The sequence below is a fragment of the Corynebacterium antarcticum genome, assembly GCF_016595285.2.
Taxonomy (GTDB): domain Bacteria; phylum Actinomycetota; class Actinomycetes; order Mycobacteriales; family Mycobacteriaceae; genus Corynebacterium; species Corynebacterium antarcticum.
Map to the genome: position 1 here is coordinate 332,133 of NZ_JAENIP020000001.1, position 17,160 is coordinate 349,292.

Consider the following 17,160-nt stretch of genomic DNA (forward strand, 5'->3'; position numbering starts at 1 on the left):
GGGTCCCCTGCCCGACACGCCCGCGGACGCCTGCTACGGTTGTCGCAACCAACGCAGCGATCCCGGCACAGTCCCCCAGCCGGAGCCGGGGATCCCGGGACCCCGGGCAACGCTCCCGGGATGGTCGGGTCCCTCGCTCAAACGGTGCGAGGCGGGGGTTCACCCTCCCGAGGCATTCCCCGCGGTCCCCTCCGCACCACCGATCGAATCTGAGGACCCGCCCTTGATTCTCACCCTGACCCCGAACCCGAGCATTGATCTGAGTCTGAGCCTCCCGGTCGCCCTCCGGCCGGGCGGTGTACAGCGCCTCACGTCGGTCGCCCAGTCTCCGGGCGGAAAAGGAATCAACGTCGCCCACGCATGCCATTCCGCCGGGGTTGACACCCTGGCGTTGTTTCCGGCCCCGAGCCAGGGAACCTTCGTCAGGCTGATGGCGGAAACGGGGGTCCCGTACCGGATCATCCCGGGAGGGGTCTCGGTTCGGACCAACACGACGGTAACCGAACCGGACGGGACGACGACGAAGCTCAACGGTCCCGGAAATCCGTTGTCCCCCAGCGCGGTCAAAGCGGTCGAGGAGGCGCTCATCATCGCCGCGGGTGCGGCGGAGTGGGTCGTCATGAGTGGTTCCCTCCCTCCCGGCGCCCCACACGGCTGGTACCAGGATCTGCTCGCCCTCGTCCACGACACCTTCCCCGATGTTCCGGTGGCGGTGGACACGTCGGACGGCCCACTCCTGGAGCTGGTGGACCGGATCCGCGACGGGGCGCCAGCCCCCACACTCATCAAACCCAACGGCCTCGAGCTCGGGCAGATCACCGGGATCGACGGCGCATCGCTGGAACGTGCCGCGCTTGACGGTGATTTCTCCCCGGCCGTGGATGGCGCCCGTCGGATTCTCCGGCACGGGGTACAGAGGGTCCTCGTGACCCTGGGCGCCGCCGGGGCCGCCCTCGTCACCGATGAAGGGGCCTGGACGACACCGGCGCATCCGATCCGCCCGATCTCCACGGTCGGCGCGGGTGACTGCACCCTGGCCGGATATCTCATGGCCGACTCCCGGGGCGCGGTACCGGCGGTGGCACTGGCCGAGGCGGTCGCTCTGGGGGCGGCCGCGGCGAGTCTGCCCGGAACATCGATACCCCGTCCGGGAATGGTCATCCCGGATTCAGCTCTCGTCCGGAAACACCACTGATTCTCCGGCGGCGCCGCCACATCCGGGACCGGCCGCCCCGAACCGCCTGAGCGGTGGACCCCGCCGTTCTCCGGAACCGTGAAGCCGCCGCTGAACAGGGTGATCCACGGGGAGGAGACTGTGTCCCGGACAACTCCCGGATCCCCGGTGTGGCGGCTGTCGCCGGTTGGTGCGTAGAGTTGAGGGTGGTACCTCACCGTCTGACGGACCGGGCTGATTCCGGTACCCCAGTGGGCGGCAGAGGTTCGTAGACAGCTAAAAGGAATCACTTCGCCCGTGCCCAGCACGAGGAAAGAAAGGACTGCCACATGGCTTCCAAGACCGTTACCGTCGGCTCCTCCGTCGGCCTCCACGCCCGCCCCGCAACCATCGTCGCTGAAGCGGCCGCCGAGTACGACGAGGACATCTTCCTCTCCCTCGAGGGTGAGGACGCGGACGACGACCCCACAGAGGCTGCATCGTCCATGATGATCATGGCGATGGGCGCGAACTCCGGCGACCGGGTCACCGTCACCTCGGAGAACGCGGAGGCCGTCGAGAAGATCGCTGCACTGATCGAGAAGGACCTCGACGCCTGATCCTCCCGTACCGCCCGGCACCGTAGCCGGCGCACCGGACGGCAGAGGGCCCCGGCATCGCGAGAGCGGTGCCGGGGCCCTCTGCCGTCCGCTCCGGAACGAACCGAACTCCTGTCCGGCTCAGAGAAACTGTCCTTCGCCGATGTGCCGGTAGAGCCGATTCAGGATCGGATACACGATGATGATGCCCGCGGAGCCCCAGGCGATCCCCTGGAGTTCCAGACCGAAAACCGTCAGCGTCAGGTTCCCGATCCCCGCGATCATCGCGACCGCCGCCGCCATCAGATTGACCGGGTTACTGAAGTCGACCCGGTTGTCCTGCCAGATCCGCACGCCCAGCATCCCGATGAGACCGTAGAGCACGATGGTCGCACCGCCCATGACGCCCCCGGGAACGGTGTTGATGAGTGCCCCGAACTTCGGCACGAAGGCCAGTGCCACCGCGGTCGATGCAGCCACCCAGTAGGCTGCGGTCGAGTAGACCCGGGTCGCCGCCATGACACCGATGTTCTCGGCGTACGTCGTCGTTCCGGAACCTCCGAATCCACCGGCGAGGGTCGTCGCCAGGCCGTCCGCGATGAGTGCGTCACCGGCGACATCATCGAGGTCCCTTCCGGTCATTGCGGAAACCGCCTTCACGTGACCGACGTTCTCCGCGATGAGGACGATGACGACCGGAAGGGTCACGAGCACAGCGGACACCTGGAACGACGGTGCGTGGAACGCGGGAAGACCGATCCAGTCGGCGGTGGCGACAGCTTCAGTGGCGCCCTCGCGGAGCTGCCCGCTGACCGCGGCGAACACCCAGCCGAAGATGACCCCGATGAGAATTCCGAGTCTTGCGACCATTCCCCGACCGGCCACCGAACACAGCAGGATCACCGCGAGCGTCACGGCGGCGACACCGGGTTGCGCGGCGAAATCCGATGCGGCCACGGGAGCGAGGTTCAGTCCGATGAGTGCCACGATGGCGCCGGTCACGGCCGGCGGCATCACGGCGTCGAGGACCCGCTTGCCCGCGAGTTTGACCAGCACGCCGACGCCCACCAGAACCAGACCCGCGGCGACCACCCCACCGAGCTGCACAGCCAGCCCCTCCCCCTGGGTCGCGATGAGGGGCGCGATGAACGCGAAGGAACTGCCGAGGTAGCTGGGGAGCCTGTTCCTCGTGATCACGAGGAACAGCATCGTTCCGAGGCCCGAGAACAGCAGGGTCGTGTTGACGGGGAACCCGGTGAGCGTCGGGACCAGCAGAGTGGCACCGAACATCGCTATGACGTGTTGCATACCGATTCCGATGGTTCGCGGCCAGCTCAGCCTTTCCTCAGGATTGACGACCGCACCGGGACTGATCTTCTTGCCGTCACCGTGGACGGTCCATCCGAATATTTGACTCACAGCGTGCCATTATCCGCCCCTCGGGGCGTTGCGGGCAATCCACCACTCATCGAGGGCCGTTGAGCGTGCTTTCAGGTCGATGCACGCCTCGTCCTCCGCTATCCGTCGAAGGGGCGCGCCGCCTCGACCCTGCGCGCGATCTCGAGCAATGCCGCCGTGTCACCGTCCGCGGCCTCAATGGTCACCGCGTACTTCCCGTACACGTCCACAGCGAGATTCTGGGTCACCGGAATCAGCGGAACAGTGGCCCGGGCTGAACCACCCGCGGTGATCTCCGGCAGTCCGTCGGCCCTGCCGACCAACGCGACGGCCCCCTGCTCCGCCATCAGTTCATTGATCTTGTCGACGAGATCTCTACCACGATCGAGGACTTCACCGGACTCCGAGAGACTCATACCGGTAGTCAGCCCCTGTTCGATCAGATCGATTCCGTAGGGGGCCGCTTCGGGATGCTGCCGGTAGAACTCCACGAGATCATGGAGGTTCTCGAGGCGACCGGAGGGGTTCCCGGAGAAGTACGTCTCCATGGACGGGCCGACACCCGCCACGAGAGCGTCGATGAACGGCAGATCCCTGAGTTCCCCGATGGTCTGCTGGAGCTCGGTACCGGGTTCCACCACGGTGATGCGGGCACGACCGAGTGCCGCCACCAGTACCGGGTCGAGCCCCATGTCAATGACCGTGAGTCCGGCGTCCGTCGCTCTCACCGGGTCGATCCCGCAGGCGGCCCGGAAACCGACGGCGAGGTCAGCGGTGCTCCGCCCAAATACACCGGGCGAATCAACGCGATCATCGATCGGGACGATTCCGCTGATGTCGCACTCACCGTATCCGGCTTTCGCCCCGTAGACCCCCGCAGCCACGGCGGGCGAGATCACCGATCCCTGGGTCTCGGTACCGAAGGTCAGATCGGCGTAGTCGAGGGCGATGGCGGTGGCCGATCCCGTTGAGCTTCCGGAGGGATCGCGATTCAGAGGATCCCGCGCGTCGAGGGCCTGACCGCCGACGGCACTGAATCCGTTGGGTGCGTCGAAGGTCAGGAAGTTGGCCAATTCACTGAGGTTGGTCCGACCCGCGACGATGGCTCCGGCTGCACGGAGTCCCTCGACGACCGACGAGTCCGCATCCGCCTCAGCGGAATGCAGTGCCCTCGAACCGGCGTCGTTCGGCAGTCCCTTGACGGCGATGTTCCCCTTGACGAGGACGACGGCACCACGGAGGGGCTGATCCGGGCTGGGGCCGACACCGCGGGCATCCAACTCCGCGGCAGCCGCGATCGCGTCGGGGTCGAGCTGCAGGACAGAACGGTAGTAGCTGTTCGACTCCCGCATGTTCGCCACGTAGTAGGCCAGCGCCTCGGTGTTCGTCACACCGAGCTCCCGGCGTGCCTGTGCCCGTCCGACTAGGTCACGTCCCTCGAAGGCGACGGAGATCTGGTGGCGCCGCTCCGGGCTCAGGTCCGAGAGAATGCCGTCGTAGGGCGCGTAGTCGATCTCCGTCTGGCCGGCATAGGTGTTCACCTCCTCATCGAGGGTGAAATCACCGTCCGCGTGCCGCTGGAGAGAACCGTCCCGACTGCTCAGGGTGTTGTACGTGATGACGCCACTGACGGCGATGACGCCGATCGCGACAAGCGCGGTGACGAATCTGGTTATCGTGCGCATGATCCGGCTCGTTTCTTTTGTGCGGCTTGGTTGTGCGGTGAAGAGAACACCGCCACGGAGGGCGGAACCCGGCCACCGGTGATCCCTGACATTTCTACACCGTTTCCACCCCGTCCGGGCGGGGCCGGGTCGGGTGTTCCGGAGCCTCACGCCCCCGGAACCGATGGATCATTCGCCGTCGGGATCCGGCTGCACGGCGAAGTCCGCCAGTTCGGCGGCAACCGATTGCGGGAGTCGGACGTCCACCAGTGCACCACCCTCACCGTAGCTCTCCGACAGCACGGTTCCCTGCTCATGGAGCCTGGCGACGATGTCACCGCGGCTGAAGGGGATCTCGAGATGGACGTGGACGTCGAGCGAGTTGAGGAACGCCTCGACCCGCTGCTCCAGCTCGGGTATTCCCTCCCCGGTGAGTGCGGAGACGAAGACGACGTCGTCGATGGCGTGCCGGAGTTCCGCGAGGACCAGCGGGTCTGCGGCGTCGATCTTGTTGACGACGATGAGCTCCGGCGGAGCCGGAACATCGAGTTCTCGGACGATGTCGGTGATCACCCCGTTCACCGCCTCGATCTGCTTGAGCGGGAACGGATCCGATCCGTCCACGACGTGGAGGACTAGATCCGCCTCGACGACCTCCTCGAGGGTGGACCGGAACGCCTCGACGAGCTGCGTGGGCAGATGCCGGACGAATCCGACGGTGTCGGTGAACACGACCGCACGGCCGTCGGCGAGTTCCGCACGCCTGGTGGTGGGGTCCAGGGTCGCGAACAGGGCGTCTTCCACCAGCACCCCCGCACCTGTCATCGCGTTGATGAGCGAGGATTTTCCGGCGTTGGTGTATCCGGCGATGGCGATCTGGGGGATGGTCGAGTTCCTGCGCCTGGACCTCTTGATGTCCCGCGAGGTCTTCATCCCGGACAGTTCACGGCGCAGCCGCGCCATGTCCTGACGGAGCCGCCGGCGATCGGCCTCGATCTTCGTCTCACCGGGTCCACGCAACCCCACGCCACCGTTGGAACCGGCGCGGCCACCGGCCTGCCGGGACAGGGCGGAGCCCCAGCCACGGACCCGCGTGATGAGGTACTCCATCTGCGCCAGTGAAACCTGCGCCTTGCCCTCCTTGGATTTCGCGTGCTGGGCGAAGATATCCAGGATGAGCATGGTCCGGTCGATGACCTTGACGTCGAGGGCCTTCTCGAGGGCGATGAGCTGGCCCGAGGACAGCTCACCGTCGCACACCACGGTGTCGGCTCCGGTGGCGGCCACGATCTCCCTGAGCTCGCGAACCTTGCCGGATCCGATGTAGGTCCCGGCGTCCGGGCGGTCCCGCTTCTGGTAGATCATCTCGACCACCTCGGAGCCCGCGGTCTCGGCGAGCGCCTTCAGCTCGGCCATCGTCGCCTCGATCTCCGCGGTCGTGCCCTCCGTCCAGACACCGACCAGAACGACCCGCTCGAGCCGCAGCTTCCGGTACTCGACGTCGTAGCCGTCGGACTGCTCGGTGGTGTGGGTGTTGGCACCGCGGGTCAACTTCCGGAGACTGGCGCGTTCCTCCAGATCGAGTTCACCTGTCGTCGGATCCTGCGTCTGCGCGCCCCGGTCCGTTGCGGGAGGTGCCTGCCCGACGGACTCGAATTCGGTCTCGACCGCGGCACGGTCGCCGGTCCGGCCAGCGGAGTCCTCCGGGCCGTAGCCGGCGACGTGGTCCCTGAAGGCGGCGGCGAGCAGGTCATCGTTGTTTCTCTGAGTCATTGTCGTCCATTGTGGCACAAACCCCGGTGGGCAGGGACCGGGGCCGTTCCGGGGCGCCGCACCCGTTGCCGCGTCAACCGGTCTCCCGGGAGCGTGGGTCCCCGACACAACCGATCGGAACAGCAGCACCTAGAATCGGTGTCATGAGTGAAGATCTCGCAAGCATCGGCCTCCGGTACGACCGATGGCAGGACGCCGTCGAAGCCGCCATCGCCTCCGGACGACTCTCGGTGACGGGAGAGGTCCGGGGAGGCCAACTGATACAGTTCGCCGACCCCTCGGGAGCCTGCATCAACATCCTCGCGGTGGAGCCGTTCGCCACCTGGGCCGGATTCGAATCCACCACGGAAGCCCTCGGGCACGTCAACATGATCACCGATGTGCTGGCGTTCTGTGACGTCGTGACCGGGGACGGCGAACAGATCGCCTCCATCACCACGAACCTCGCGCAGGGCCCCCTGCTCGTCGACGAGACTGTCCAGCAGTGGCAGCAACTCGCGATCACCGCTCTGGGCGTCGACACCACCGTGTACCCCTCCGCCGACGACTTCACCGCGGAGAAGAGCGGCGAGGTCGGGATGCTGGTGAGCCACGGAGCAGCTGTGGTCCTCTCGGGGGACGGATCACGTGCCCCGGATGCCGGGGCGACGCTCACCGCCGAGATCCGCTCCGCCGACTACCGGACGACGGCACTTTCCGGCCAGCGCTTCATCCACTGTGACATCGAGGCACCGTTCCCGATGGATCTCTGCCTCCCGGATGCGCCGGATCTACCCGCCCCGGGGGCGGTCGTCGCAGGTACCGTCATGCTCACCGCCGCGGTCAGGATGCCCGCCGGTTGCGGATCCGGGGGCGGCGGCTGCGGCTGCGGATCCGGCGGATGCGGATAGCCGCGCCACCCGGACGAGAACAGACGGACGATTCGACCGGCACTCTCCCGAACACTGAGGATGTGACCGACCATGGATGATGACGCACTCCCGGAACGGAGCGCCAACGGCAGTCCCGTCTCCGCGTGGCCGCTGGTGGCCACCGGTCTACTCTGCGTCGTCCTCACGGCGTGGCTGAAGCTCGAGGGCATCATCCTCGGTGCACTGATCATGTCGATGGTCTACTTCGTGCTCCGCCACAGGCCGGACGGTGCGGAGGCGGAGTCCCTGGCAACCTCCATCCGGTTGTCCGCCGAGGACATCACCGACGTCATCGAGGAGTTCGAGCGGTTCCGCAGCGGGACCGACGCGGATTCGGTGGCCGACCGCTCGCAGAAGCGTCCCGCACTCGCGGATCCGGACTGCAGCCACCCCGACATCGAGACCTTCTACTTCGAGTACGGGAAGGCCCGCCGATTCATCGGGCGTCTCGACGAACGACTCACCGGTGACCTGAGCATCCCCCAGCTGGAGACACTGCTCGGGGTCACCGACCGGAGGGCACTCGATCTCAGGGATGCCTGGGCGCAGGCGCGACGTGCCGCCCTCAGACTCGGCGTCGACTACGAATGACCGCGCAATCACGCCTAGGATGACCACCATGTCCCATCCCGTTGATCCACGTCCCACCACCGGTGCCCCCGGAACCGAACCAGCGCGTGGTTCGACCCCCGACGCCCTCGCCCACATTCCGGACGGCAACGGCATGGCGATCCTCGCCCTGTGCGTGGCCGGTCTCCTGGGTGTCGGTTTCCCGCTCTACCAGGAGCATCCGGTGCTCCAGTGGATCCTGTTCAGCCTCTCGACACTGCTGGGACTGCTCGCGGTACGCCGGGCGCTGCAGCTACCCCGCGGTCAGCACGGTCGAAGACTCGTCATGTCGGTCGCGGCCGTACTCATCTCACTGTTCATGCTGTGCTTCACCGTCTGGCTGGAGTTCTACGTCATCCGCGGCGGCAACCCGATCCCGGGCCTCGAACAGTTCGTGACGGTACCGGGGCAGGCCTGACCCCGGGCACCGCGGGAACACGGGGAGTCGTTTCCGAACCACCTCCGGGGCCGGCCCCTAGCCCCCCGCTCCGGCGACGGCGAGCGCGTCCCGGTCGATGGTTCCCTCCGCGACGATCGAAGACGGCCCGGTGAGCGTCGATCCGTCCTCACGGATGACGACCGTGATCTCCCCACCGGGGACGACGACGGTGACCTCCCCGGTGACCTCACCGGCGTCGGCGAGCGCCGCGACCGCAGCCGCCACCGTACCGGTGCCACAGGAGAGGGTCTCCCCCGCACCACGTTCATGGACCCGCATGTGGACGCGACCGTCGGTGAGCTCGGTGAGAATCTCCACGTTGGCCCCGGCCGGGAAGAACTCGGGATCCAGATCGAAGGAGCGGTCCACGGGGAGTGCCGCCAGTGCCGCCGGGTCCAGGCCGGGCAACACGCAGGCGAGATGGGGGTTGCCCATGTCGACCCCGATGCCGGCGAAGCGCTGTTCAGAGACGGTGCAGGTACTCACACCGGTCACCTCAGGCACGCCCATCTCCACGGTGATCTCCGCTGAGGTGCCCGAGCAGTTCTCGATCCGGACCTGCCGGAGTCCGGCCCTGGTGCCGACCCGCACGGCGTCCCCCTCGACCGTCCCGCTCGACCGGAGCCAGTGGGCGAACACCCGCACGCCGTTGCCGCACATCTCCGCCGTGGTTCCGTCGGCGTTGCGGTAGTCCATGAACCAGTCTCCGGCGGCGACCCCGTCGGGCAGGCCTCCGAGGACACCTCTGTCCACCAGATCCCCGGCACGGGCGACCCGCAGGACGCCGTCGGCACCGATACCCCGGTGCCGGTCACAGAGCGCGCGGATGAGCCCGGGTGAAAGATCTGTCCGAGCCCCGGGATCGGGCAGGATGATGAAGTCGTTGCCCGTACCGTGGCCCTTCGCGAAGGAGAGCTGTCGTCGCTGGTTCGTCATGGGTCACGAGTCTAGCGATTCGAGCGCCTGCGCCACCGTGTCCTCCGCCGCGTCCAACCAGACGGTCCTCGGGTCACGCCGGAACCAGCTCCGTTGGCGTCGCACGTAACGCCTGGTTCCGGTGATCGTCCGTTCCACCATCTCCCCGGCCGTGAGCTCACCCCGGCGGTGGGCGAACACCTGTGCGTATCCGATTGCCCGCCCGGCCGTGGAGTCCGCGATGAGGCCCGATTCCCGCAGTCGGTCGACCTCTTCGACGAGGCCCTCGTCGAACATCCGGCGGGTCCTGAGCTCGATCCTGGGATTCAGCCAGTCGGGTTCCGTCGCCAGGCCCAGGATCCGGGTCCCCCACCGGGGCGGCGCGTCGATGGGGGGCTGCGAGGCGGCGAACGGTCGACCCGTCAGTTCGATGACCTCGAGCGCCCGGACCGTCCGGCGCGGATCATTCGCCTCGATCACGGCGGCGGCCGCAGGATCCACCGCCGCGAGTTCCGCATGGAGCGCGGTGACACCGATCTCTTCGAGCCGCGTCACGTACCTCGCGCGGACCTCGGGATCAGTGGGCGGAAAGCTCCAGTCGTCGACCAGCGCCTGCACGTAGAGCATCGATCCACCGACGAGAACAGGGGTCTTTCCCCGCCCGAGGATCTCCTCGACGTCGGCGACCGCCTCCCTCTGGTAGCGGGCGACGCTGGCATTCTCGGTGACGTCGAGCACGTCGATCTGGTGGTGCGGGACGCCCTCCCGCTCCGAGATCGGCAGTTTGGCGGTACCGATGTCCATCCCCCGGTAGAGCTGCATCGAATCGACGTTGACCACCTCGCCGTCGAGCGCGTGCGCGAGAGCTATCCCGAGCGCTGACTTTCCCGAGGCGGTGGGTCCCACGACGGCGACCGGAACCGGGTTCTTCATGCGCCGATCCCCCATTCCGCGACATAGCGGCCGACTCCGGTCGTCGTATCCGCGGCGACGAGTTCCGCCCGGACCGGACGGGCGTCGGCGAGTTCGATCCAGAGATCCGGTTCGATGATCCCGGCCTCACGCAACTCATCGGAGGTCATCGCCGCCGGCGGGCCTCCCGCCAGCAGTGCCCTGCACCAGGCGTCGACGGATTCCGCCCCGTCGATCAGCGCCAACGGCGCCCTCTCGGTCAGTCCCGCGGATCCGTCCACCGCGACCACCGTGAGAACCCCGGCGTCGGGGTGACCGAGCTCCCCGCGGACGTCGACGACCCGCTCCCGGTTGTCCGGCCCCAGCAGGAAGCGCTGGACCAGCTCCGCGAGGTGGTTCCCCTCCCCGACGTTCACCGTGGCATCACCCCACGCGGCGAACGAACCCCGGTGGCTGGTCCACCACCGTGGGTCCCGGGATCCGACGAGGTGCACGGGGAGGTCACCGTGGCGGGAGAGGATCCGCTCCGCCGCGGTCCGCAGCCGGACACCGGCGGGATCGGCGTCGCCGGACAGAACGAGCGCCGGACTCGCCGGCACGACGATCACGGGGCTCGTCGGATTGCCGGGGCCGGAGGCTGCTGTTTCAGTCACGGAACCAGACTAAACCACCGGTTTCACCGACCCCCGTCCGCCGTATCTTCACGCTGCTAACCCCGGGGCTGTATTCTCGATGGGAGAGTTCCTAACTTCCGGTACTCCCCACCTTTCACGGCTGCCGTGTCGCGCGGCGATGACTCCCTAAGGACGCTGACCATGAGCACGAACCCCACCCCCAAGCCCGGTCCCCGACCGGGTCCCCGGCCCGGCGCCATGCCCGCCGTCCGCCCGCAGAAGCCGGCGGCTCCGCTGATCTCGCGGAGTGACCCGGCCAAGTGGGGCAGGGTCGATGAGAGTGGGAACGTGTACGTCACCACCGGCGACGGCGAACGACTCGTCGGCTCCTGGCAGGCGGGCACCCCGGAGGAGGGACTGGCCCACTACGGCGTCCGGTTCGATGACCTGGCCACCGAGGTGGAGCTTTTGGAGACCCGCCTCAAAGCTCACCCCGATGAAGCCCAGAACATCCGGGAGACCGCGGTGCAGCTCCGGGAGGGCCTGCCGACCGCGGCCGTCGTCGGGGACCTCGATGGACTCGATCGCCGGCTCGGGGAGATCATCCGTGAGTCCGAGGAGGCCGGCGAGCAGGTGAAGGCCGAGAAGGAGCAGCGACGGGCGAAGGCCATCGCCCGCAAGGAGGAGCTCGCCGCCGAAGCGGAGGACATCGGGGAGAAGTCGACGGAGTGGAAGGCCGCCGGGGACCGGCTCCGGGACATCCTCACCGAATGGAAGTCGATCCGCGGGATCGACCGGAAAACCGATGACGCCCTCTGGAAGCGGTACTCACGTGCCCGCGACGCCTTCAACCGGCGCCGGGGTTCGCATTTCGCCGAGCTGGACCGTGGTCGGGCCGCGGCACGGCGGGCGAAGGAAGCCCTCGTCGAGCGCGCGGAGGCACTCAAGGACTCGACGGACTGGAATGAGACGGCCCGTGCCTTCCGCGATCTCATGACCGAGTGGAAGGCGGCCGGACGCGCTCCCCGCGACGTCGACGACAAGCTCTGGGCCGCATTCAAGGCCGCACAGGACCACTTCTTCGAGGCGCGCAACGCCCTCAACGAGGAGCGGGACCGCGAATTCGAGGAGAATGCCGCGCGGAAGGAGGCGCTGCTCGCCGAGTACGGGCCCCAGATCCAGCCGGAGCGGGATCTCGAGGGGGCGCGGGCGAAGCTGCGCGAGCTCCAGGAGAAGTGGGAGGAGATCGGGTTCGTCCCCCGGGGACGGATCCGGGAGTTCGAGGACAAGATCGGTGCCGTCGAACGGCGGGTCGCCGACGCCGCCGACGATCAGTGGCGTCGCACCGATCCGGCGGCTGAGGCCCGTGCGGCGCAGTTCGAGGAGAAGGTGCGCGACTTCACCGCACAGGCGGAGGCCGCGGAGGCCCGTGGCAACGCGAAGAAGGCGGAGAAACTCCGGGCCCAGGCGGCCCAGTGGTCCGAATGGGCGGAAACGGCCCGGGCCGCCATCGGGGAACGCTAGACGCCACGACGCGGGGGCGCATGGTCGGACGATAGACTGTCCTCCCATGCGCCCCGTCCAATTCACCACGCCCCCGCTCAGTTCGCCCCCGGATACGGCGTCGATATCCCTCCGCCACTGGGCGCTGATGCTCGGTGTCCACGGGCAACAGGTCACCGGAACCACGGACGCGTCCGTGTCGGTGAACTCGGTCCTGAACACCCTGTCCGGTGGCCCGGACGTCCGGGTGATCGGTCTCGCCGTCGTCGACGATGACGACCCCGTGACAGCCCACGCCATCGCGACGGCCGACATCTCCGATCTCGGGTACCCGCTCATTCCCTCCACCGGTGACGATCCCGCGCCGGTGGCCTACGCGTGGGCCGTGATCTCGGTTCCGCTCCGGGAGAACCTGTCGGTGTGCGGTGTGGAGATCACCCTCGACGTCCCGTACCTGCCGCTTCCCGGTGAACGACTGGGCGACGAGGGGCGGGATGCGGTCGACGCGATCATCACCGAGGTCGCGGAGATCTGCGGGTTCCTCGGCAGGAGTGTGATCCAGATACGGCAGTTGACGGATGCGGATCCGACCGCCGGGGATCCCCTGGATGCCCTCTACCGCACCCGTGGATTCGTTCCCGCACTGGTCGAGGAACAGACTGCGGTGCCGGTGCCTGCGCGGCCGCAGACGTGCTACCTCCCGGCCGGATATTCGGGCAGGATTCTCGAAGGGATGGCCCCGGTGGACGCGGAACCGGGTGTCACGGACGGCCTGTGCAGGCTGCTCGAGATGTTCTCCGCCGATCTGCCGCTGGAGGATCTGGTCTCTGAGCCGCAACACTGGGACGGTGCCCGACTGGAACGGGTGGACGCCGACACCCGCTGCACCGGGCGGACGGTCGTCTGGGCGATGGTGTTCGACGGATCCGGGACGCCCGTGGCGGCATCAGCGTTCTCCCGGGACCCCGCGGACTCCCCCGATGTCGCCGCACAGATGATGACCGTGGTCCACCGCGAGCACCGCGGCCGGGGCCTCGCCCGGGCGGTGAAGAACGTCCTGCTCGGCGCCGCCCGGGACAGGGGGATCCGGCGCATCCACACGGCCACGGCCACCGGATCGAGGAGGATCCGTGCGCTCAACGCGGAATACGGCGCGGACCCGAGGGCCCGTGACGTCTACTGGCAGAAACGCCTCGGAGCCCGCGAAAGCTAGGGCGGATCAGACGGTTCCCTCGACGGGCCCCTCGGGGTGGTCCCGGCCCTCACGGCGCGCCCGGTCCCGATTGGCCCGGCGCCGCTTCGCCGCACGCGAACGCCGATCATCCGCGTAGACGTCGTGACTGTCGCGGTCCACCTGGGCCGCCAGCAGCTCCTCCTGGACCTTGTGCACCGCACTGGCCTGCGGCGTCTGCCTCCGGGCCTCCGCAAGCGCACTCTGGAAGCTGGAACGCCGGAGCACGATGCGGGTCAGACTCAGCGCCACCACCGTCACGCTGACCGCGCCGAGAACCAGTCCGTGGGACGGCCCGACCCCGGGCTCCGTCGGGGGCCGGGACTGGCGCATCCAGATCGCGAACAGCGAGTAGAACATGGAGGCGCCGGAGCAGAACCACGACAGGTAGGCGATCAACGACGACCGGGTGAGGATCGTCGCACCGGTGAGCAGCAGGACACCTGTGACCCCGGTCCAGACGTAGATGCGTTCCGGCCACGTGGTGACGAAGGCCTTCGCGGTGTCCGAGAAGAACAGCACATCCAGTCCGAGCACCTGACCGGAGTGCGGCAGGAAGAGCGACATGAGGAATCCGAGCATACCGAGTCCGAGGAACACCTGCTGCGGCCCGAGATACAGGGTCTGGGCCGCCTGCTTCTCGGCGTTCGGCAGATCGTCCATGTAGGGGGCGAGCTTCTCGGCCCGCAGACGTCGACGTTTCTCGACCGCGGACTCTTCCGGGTCTCCGGCAACGGAGTGCTCCCGGGAGGGGTTGTTGTCACTCACGGCGTCGGGATGCTCCTTCATTCGGTGATCTGATTCATGCGGTGGACACATTCAACTATGCCACCCGTGTGCGGAACAGCGGTTTTCAGCACCCACAACCTGTGTCGGACTGCGGCGCGATCCGCTCGGCGGGTCGTCCGAACGCGGGCAGCCCCAGGCCGACGCCCGTCGGCCCGGTGGTGGGGGTCCTCCCCGCCTCGGACATGTCACCGGCGATGGTCCGGCGGTGCGTGAGCACCCCGTCGTCCGCTATCAGGTAGTGCGGCGCCGAGGACGTCACCGTCGCGGTGACGATGTCACCGGGCCGGATGGTGCGGTCGATCGCTCCGGGCGCCTCCGGGGCCGCGACCGGGTTGAGGTGGACGAGGCGACCGTCCCGTGCCCTCCCGGATATCCGATTGGTCCGGTCGTTCTTCCGTCCTCCGTCAGCCTGGATCAGCAGTTCCACGTCGGTGCCGACGAGGGCGGCGTTCTCCTCGGCGCAGATGCGCTCCTGGAGCGCCATGAGGCGCTCGAAGCGCTCCTGGACGACCTCCTTCGGAATCTGGTCCTCGTATTCGGCCGCCGGGGTTCCGGGGCGGGGGCTGTACTGGAAGGTGAACGCGGAGCTGAAGCGGCTGGCCTCCACCACATCCAGGGTCGCCTGGAAATCCTCCTCGGTCTCGCCGGGGAATCCGACGATGATGTCGGTCGTGATCGCGGCGTGCGGGATCTTGGACCGGACCTCCTCGAGAATCCCGAGGAACTTCCTCGACCGGTAACTACGCCGCATGGCCTTCAGCACCCGGTCGGAACCGGACTGGAGCGGCATGTGCAGCTGCGGGCAGATGTTCGGGGTCTCCGCCATCGCGTCGATCACGTCGGAGGTGAACTCCGCGGGGTGCGGGGAGGTGAAGCGCACACGCTCGAGCCCCTCGATGTCACCGCAGGCCCGCAGCAGTTTCGAGAACGCCGAGCGATCACGTTCGAGCTCCGGATCCGCGAAGTGCACGCCATAGGCGTTGACGTTCTGACCGAGGAGCGTCACCTCGACGACACCTTGGTCGACCAGGGCCTGCACCTCGGCGAGGATGTCCCCCGGGCGGCGGTCGGCCTCCCTGCCACGGAGTGACGGGACGATGCAGAAGGTGCAGGTGTTGTTGCACCCGACCGAGACGCTGACCCACCCTGCGTACGCGGACTCCCGTTTCGCCGGCAGCACGGAGGGGAACTGCTCCAGGGAGTCGACGATCTCGACCGCCGCCTCCCGGTTGTGGGCCGCCCGGTCCAGCAGCGCGGGGAGCGAGCCGATGTTGTGGGTACCGAAGACGACGTCGACCCAGGGAGCCTTCTCGACCACGACCTGTCTGTCCTTCTGCGCCAGGCAACCACCGACCGCGATCTGCATGTCCGGCCTGGTGCGCTTGACCGCACGCAGCGCACCGAGGCTGCCGTAGAGACGCTGATCGGCGTTCTCCCGGACCGCGCAGGTGTTGAATACGACGAGGTCCGGGTCGGCGCCGGTCCGGGCCCGTTCGTAGCCGGCCTCCTCGAGGAGTCCCGCCAACCGTTCCGAATCGTGGACGTTCATCTGGCAGCCGAAAGTACGGACCTCGTACGTGCGACTGGGCTGGGATGTCAGATTCTGCTGCAACACAATGGCCAATCATAACCCCTAGTACCCCCATAGACCGATCCCCGGCACACCCCGTACGCAACCACGGATGATCCCGGCGGCGAACGCCTGAAACAGGGCTGGACAGCGGGAAGAAGAATACCCCCGATTCACCAAAAGCGCTGAAAACGCCGCGTCCGTCGAAATGGCGACCACCCCCCGGAGAGGATATGTGGTCTGTATTACATTAAGCTTGATCTATGGCGAACAACACTACCGACACCATGATCCGCATGCGGAACGTGGAAAAGTACTTCGATGACTTCCACGCGCTGAAGGACATCAACCTCGACGTCCCCAGAGGGCAGGTCGTCGTTGTACTGGGCCCGTCCGGTTCGGGTAAATCCACGCTGTGCCGCACGATCAACCGTCTGGAGACGATCGACTCCGGCGAGATCCACATCGACGGCGAACTCCTCCCCGAGGAGGGGAAGGACCTCGCCCGTCTGCGTGCGGACGTCGGTATGTGTTTCCAGTCCTTCAACCTGTTTCCCCACCTGACCATCAAACGCAACGTGACACTTGCCCCGATGAAGGTCCGCGGTATGAAGCGGGAGGAGGCAGACGCCGAGGCGATGCGCCTGCTCGAGAGAGTGGGCATCGCCGAACAGGCCGACAAGTATCCGGCACAGCTGTCGGGCGGCCAGCAGCAGCGCGTCGCCATCGCGCGGGCGTTGGCGATGAATCCGAAGGTCATGCTCTTCGATGAACCGACCTCGGCACTCGATCCGGAAATGGTCAACGAGGTCCTCGACGTCATGACCGACCTCGCCAGCGGCGGCATGACGATGGTCGTCGTCACCCACGAGATGGGTTTCGCACGAAAGGCCGCGGACCGGGTGCTCTTCATGGACGACGGAACGATCGTCGAGGACACCGATCCCGCAACCTTCTTCGACAGCCCCGAATCAGACCGGGCCAAGGACTTCCTCGGGAAGATCCTCGGACACTGAGGCTCCGGGGCCCATCCCACCCACATTCTTCCCACGGCATCACCGACGCTCCTGGGCCGGAGCG

The 17,160-nt window shown here is 67.4% G+C and carries 16 protein-coding genes; 8 read left to right on the plus strand and 8 right to left on the minus strand.

Annotated features, from left to right (window positions below):
• Positions 1-223: 223 nt before the first annotated feature.
• Positions 224-1,195, plus strand: coding sequence for a 1-phosphofructokinase family hexose kinase (locus tag JIM95_RS01465; RefSeq protein ID WP_200257208.1), 972 nt, complete (start codon positions 224-226; stop codon positions 1,193-1,195).
• Between the two features lie 308 nt (positions 1,196-1,503).
• A complete protein-coding gene (locus JIM95_RS01470; protein WP_200257207.1) occupies positions 1,504-1,773 on the plus strand; it encodes an HPr family phosphocarrier protein in 270 nt (89 codons plus the stop codon).
• 120 nt (positions 1,774-1,893) lie between these two features.
• Here the strand turns inward: JIM95_RS01470 and JIM95_RS01475 are convergent, their stop codons facing one another.
• From JIM95_RS01475 to hflX, 3 genes are all read right to left on the minus strand, one after another.
• Positions 1,894-3,171, minus strand: coding sequence for a uracil-xanthine permease family protein (locus JIM95_RS01475; protein WP_200257206.1), 1,278 nt, complete (start codon positions 3,169-3,171; stop codon positions 1,894-1,896).
• Between the two features lie 98 nt (positions 3,172-3,269).
• A complete protein-coding gene (locus JIM95_RS01480) occupies positions 3,270-4,835 on the minus strand; it encodes an amidase family protein (RefSeq protein ID WP_200257205.1) in 1,566 nt (521 codons plus the stop codon).
• Positions 4,836-5,003: 168 nt separating this feature from the next.
• The gene (gene hflX, locus JIM95_RS01485; RefSeq protein ID WP_200257204.1) at positions 5,004-6,587 is read right to left on the minus strand and encodes a GTPase HflX; all 1,584 of its coding nucleotides are present in this window, start codon (positions 6,585-6,587) and stop codon (positions 5,004-5,006) included.
• 143 nt (positions 6,588-6,730) lie between these two features.
• Here hflX and JIM95_RS01490 point away from each other — a divergent pair, with 143 nt between their 5' ends.
• The 3 genes from JIM95_RS01490 (at position 6,731) to JIM95_RS01500 (ending at position 8,525) form a co-directional block, all read left to right on the plus strand.
• A complete protein-coding gene (locus JIM95_RS01490; protein WP_200257196.1) occupies positions 6,731-7,477 on the plus strand; it encodes a hypothetical protein in 747 nt (248 codons plus the stop codon).
• A gap of 72 nt (positions 7,478-7,549) precedes the next feature.
• Positions 7,550-8,089: a hypothetical protein gene (locus JIM95_RS01495; RefSeq protein WP_200257195.1), complete on the plus strand. Its 540-nt coding sequence runs from the start codon at positions 7,550-7,552 to the stop codon at positions 8,087-8,089.
• A gap of 28 nt (positions 8,090-8,117) precedes the next feature.
• Positions 8,118-8,525, plus strand: a complete 408-nt coding sequence (locus JIM95_RS01500) for a hypothetical protein (RefSeq protein WP_200257194.1) — start codon at positions 8,118-8,120, stop codon at positions 8,523-8,525.
• A 57-nt stretch (positions 8,526-8,582) separates the two neighbouring features.
• On the opposite strand, the gene dapF is transcribed toward JIM95_RS01500, so the two are convergent.
• Genes dapF through JIM95_RS01515 form a run of 3 tightly spaced genes read right to left on the minus strand, consistent with a single transcriptional unit; the run spans position 8,583 to position 11,026 of the window.
• A complete protein-coding gene (gene dapF, locus JIM95_RS01505) occupies positions 8,583-9,482 on the minus strand; it encodes a diaminopimelate epimerase (protein WP_200257193.1) in 900 nt (299 codons plus the stop codon).
• Positions 9,483-9,485: 3 nt separating this feature from the next.
• Complete coding sequence (gene miaA / locus JIM95_RS01510) at positions 9,486-10,394, minus strand: tRNA (adenosine(37)-N6)-dimethylallyltransferase MiaA (protein ID WP_200257192.1); 909 nt, start codon at positions 10,392-10,394, stop codon at positions 9,486-9,488.
• The gene (locus JIM95_RS01515; protein ID WP_248112779.1) at positions 10,391-11,026 is read right to left on the minus strand and encodes a class III extradiol ring-cleavage dioxygenase family protein; all 636 of its coding nucleotides are present in this window, start codon (positions 11,024-11,026) and stop codon (positions 10,391-10,393) included. The genes miaA and JIM95_RS01515 overlap by 4 nt, the downstream gene beginning before the upstream one ends.
• 162 nt (positions 11,027-11,188) lie before the next feature.
• Here JIM95_RS01515 and JIM95_RS01520 point away from each other — a divergent pair, with 162 nt between their 5' ends.
• Both JIM95_RS01520 and JIM95_RS01525 read left to right on the plus strand, forming a co-directional pair.
• Entirely contained in the window at positions 11,189-12,511 is a 1,323-nt protein-coding gene (locus JIM95_RS01520) for a DUF349 domain-containing protein (protein WP_200257191.1), read from the plus strand.
• A gap of 46 nt (positions 12,512-12,557) precedes the next feature.
• Complete coding sequence (locus tag JIM95_RS01525) at positions 12,558-13,703, plus strand: GNAT family N-acetyltransferase (RefSeq protein ID WP_200257190.1); 1,146 nt, start codon at positions 12,558-12,560, stop codon at positions 13,701-13,703.
• A gap of 6 nt (positions 13,704-13,709) precedes the next feature.
• Here the strand turns inward: JIM95_RS01525 and JIM95_RS01530 are convergent, their stop codons facing one another.
• Together JIM95_RS01530 and miaB are read right to left on the minus strand one after the other, a co-directional pair.
• Positions 13,710-14,489 carry an Rv2732c family membrane protein gene (locus JIM95_RS01530; protein ID WP_200257188.1) on the minus strand — a complete coding sequence of 260 codons (780 nt, stop codon included), beginning with the start codon at positions 14,487-14,489 and terminating at the stop codon, positions 13,710-13,712.
• 85 nt (positions 14,490-14,574) lie between these two features.
• Positions 14,575-16,125, minus strand: coding sequence for a tRNA (N6-isopentenyl adenosine(37)-C2)-methylthiotransferase MiaB (gene miaB, locus JIM95_RS01535; protein WP_200257187.1), 1,551 nt, complete (start codon positions 16,123-16,125; stop codon positions 14,575-14,577).
• 242 nt (positions 16,126-16,367) lie between these two features.
• Here miaB and gluA point away from each other — a divergent pair, with 242 nt between their 5' ends.
• The gene (gluA, locus tag JIM95_RS01540) at positions 16,368-17,096 is read left to right on the plus strand and encodes an amino acid ABC transporter ATP-binding protein (RefSeq protein ID WP_200257298.1); all 729 of its coding nucleotides are present in this window, start codon (positions 16,368-16,370) and stop codon (positions 17,094-17,096) included.
• Positions 17,097-17,160: the final 64 nt, after the last annotated feature.

Bases quoted from the DNA above. Each gene is read 5' to 3' on its own strand.
- JIM95_RS01470 (WP_200257207.1), top strand. From the start codon at position 1,504: ATGGCTTCCAAGACCGTTACCGTCGGCTCCTCCGTCGGCCTCCACGCC.
- JIM95_RS01480 (WP_200257205.1), bottom strand. From the start codon at position 4,835: ATGCGCACGATAACCAGATTCGTCACCGCGCTTGTCGCGATCGGCGTC.
- hflX (WP_200257204.1), bottom strand. From the start codon at position 6,587: ATGACTCAGAGAAACAACGATGACCTGCTCGCCGCCGCCTTCAGGGAC.
- JIM95_RS01490 (WP_200257196.1), top strand. From the start codon at position 6,731: ATGAGTGAAGATCTCGCAAGCATCGGCCTCCGGTACGACCGATGGCAG.
- JIM95_RS01495 (WP_200257195.1), top strand. From the start codon at position 7,550: ATGGATGATGACGCACTCCCGGAACGGAGCGCCAACGGCAGTCCCGTC.
- JIM95_RS01500 (WP_200257194.1), top strand. From the start codon at position 8,118: ATGTCCCATCCCGTTGATCCACGTCCCACCACCGGTGCCCCCGGAACC.
- dapF (WP_200257193.1), bottom strand. From the start codon at position 9,482: ATGACGAACCAGCGACGACAGCTCTCCTTCGCGAAGGGCCACGGTACG.
- miaA (WP_200257192.1), bottom strand. From the start codon at position 10,394: ATGAAGAACCCGGTTCCGGTCGCCGTCGTGGGACCCACCGCCTCGGGA.
- JIM95_RS01520 (WP_200257191.1), top strand. From the start codon at position 11,189: ATGAGCACGAACCCCACCCCCAAGCCCGGTCCCCGACCGGGTCCCCGG.
- JIM95_RS01525 (WP_200257190.1), top strand. From the start codon at position 12,558: ATGCGCCCCGTCCAATTCACCACGCCCCCGCTCAGTTCGCCCCCGGAT.
- gluA (WP_200257298.1), top strand. From the start codon at position 16,368: ATGATCCGCATGCGGAACGTGGAAAAGTACTTCGATGACTTCCACGCG.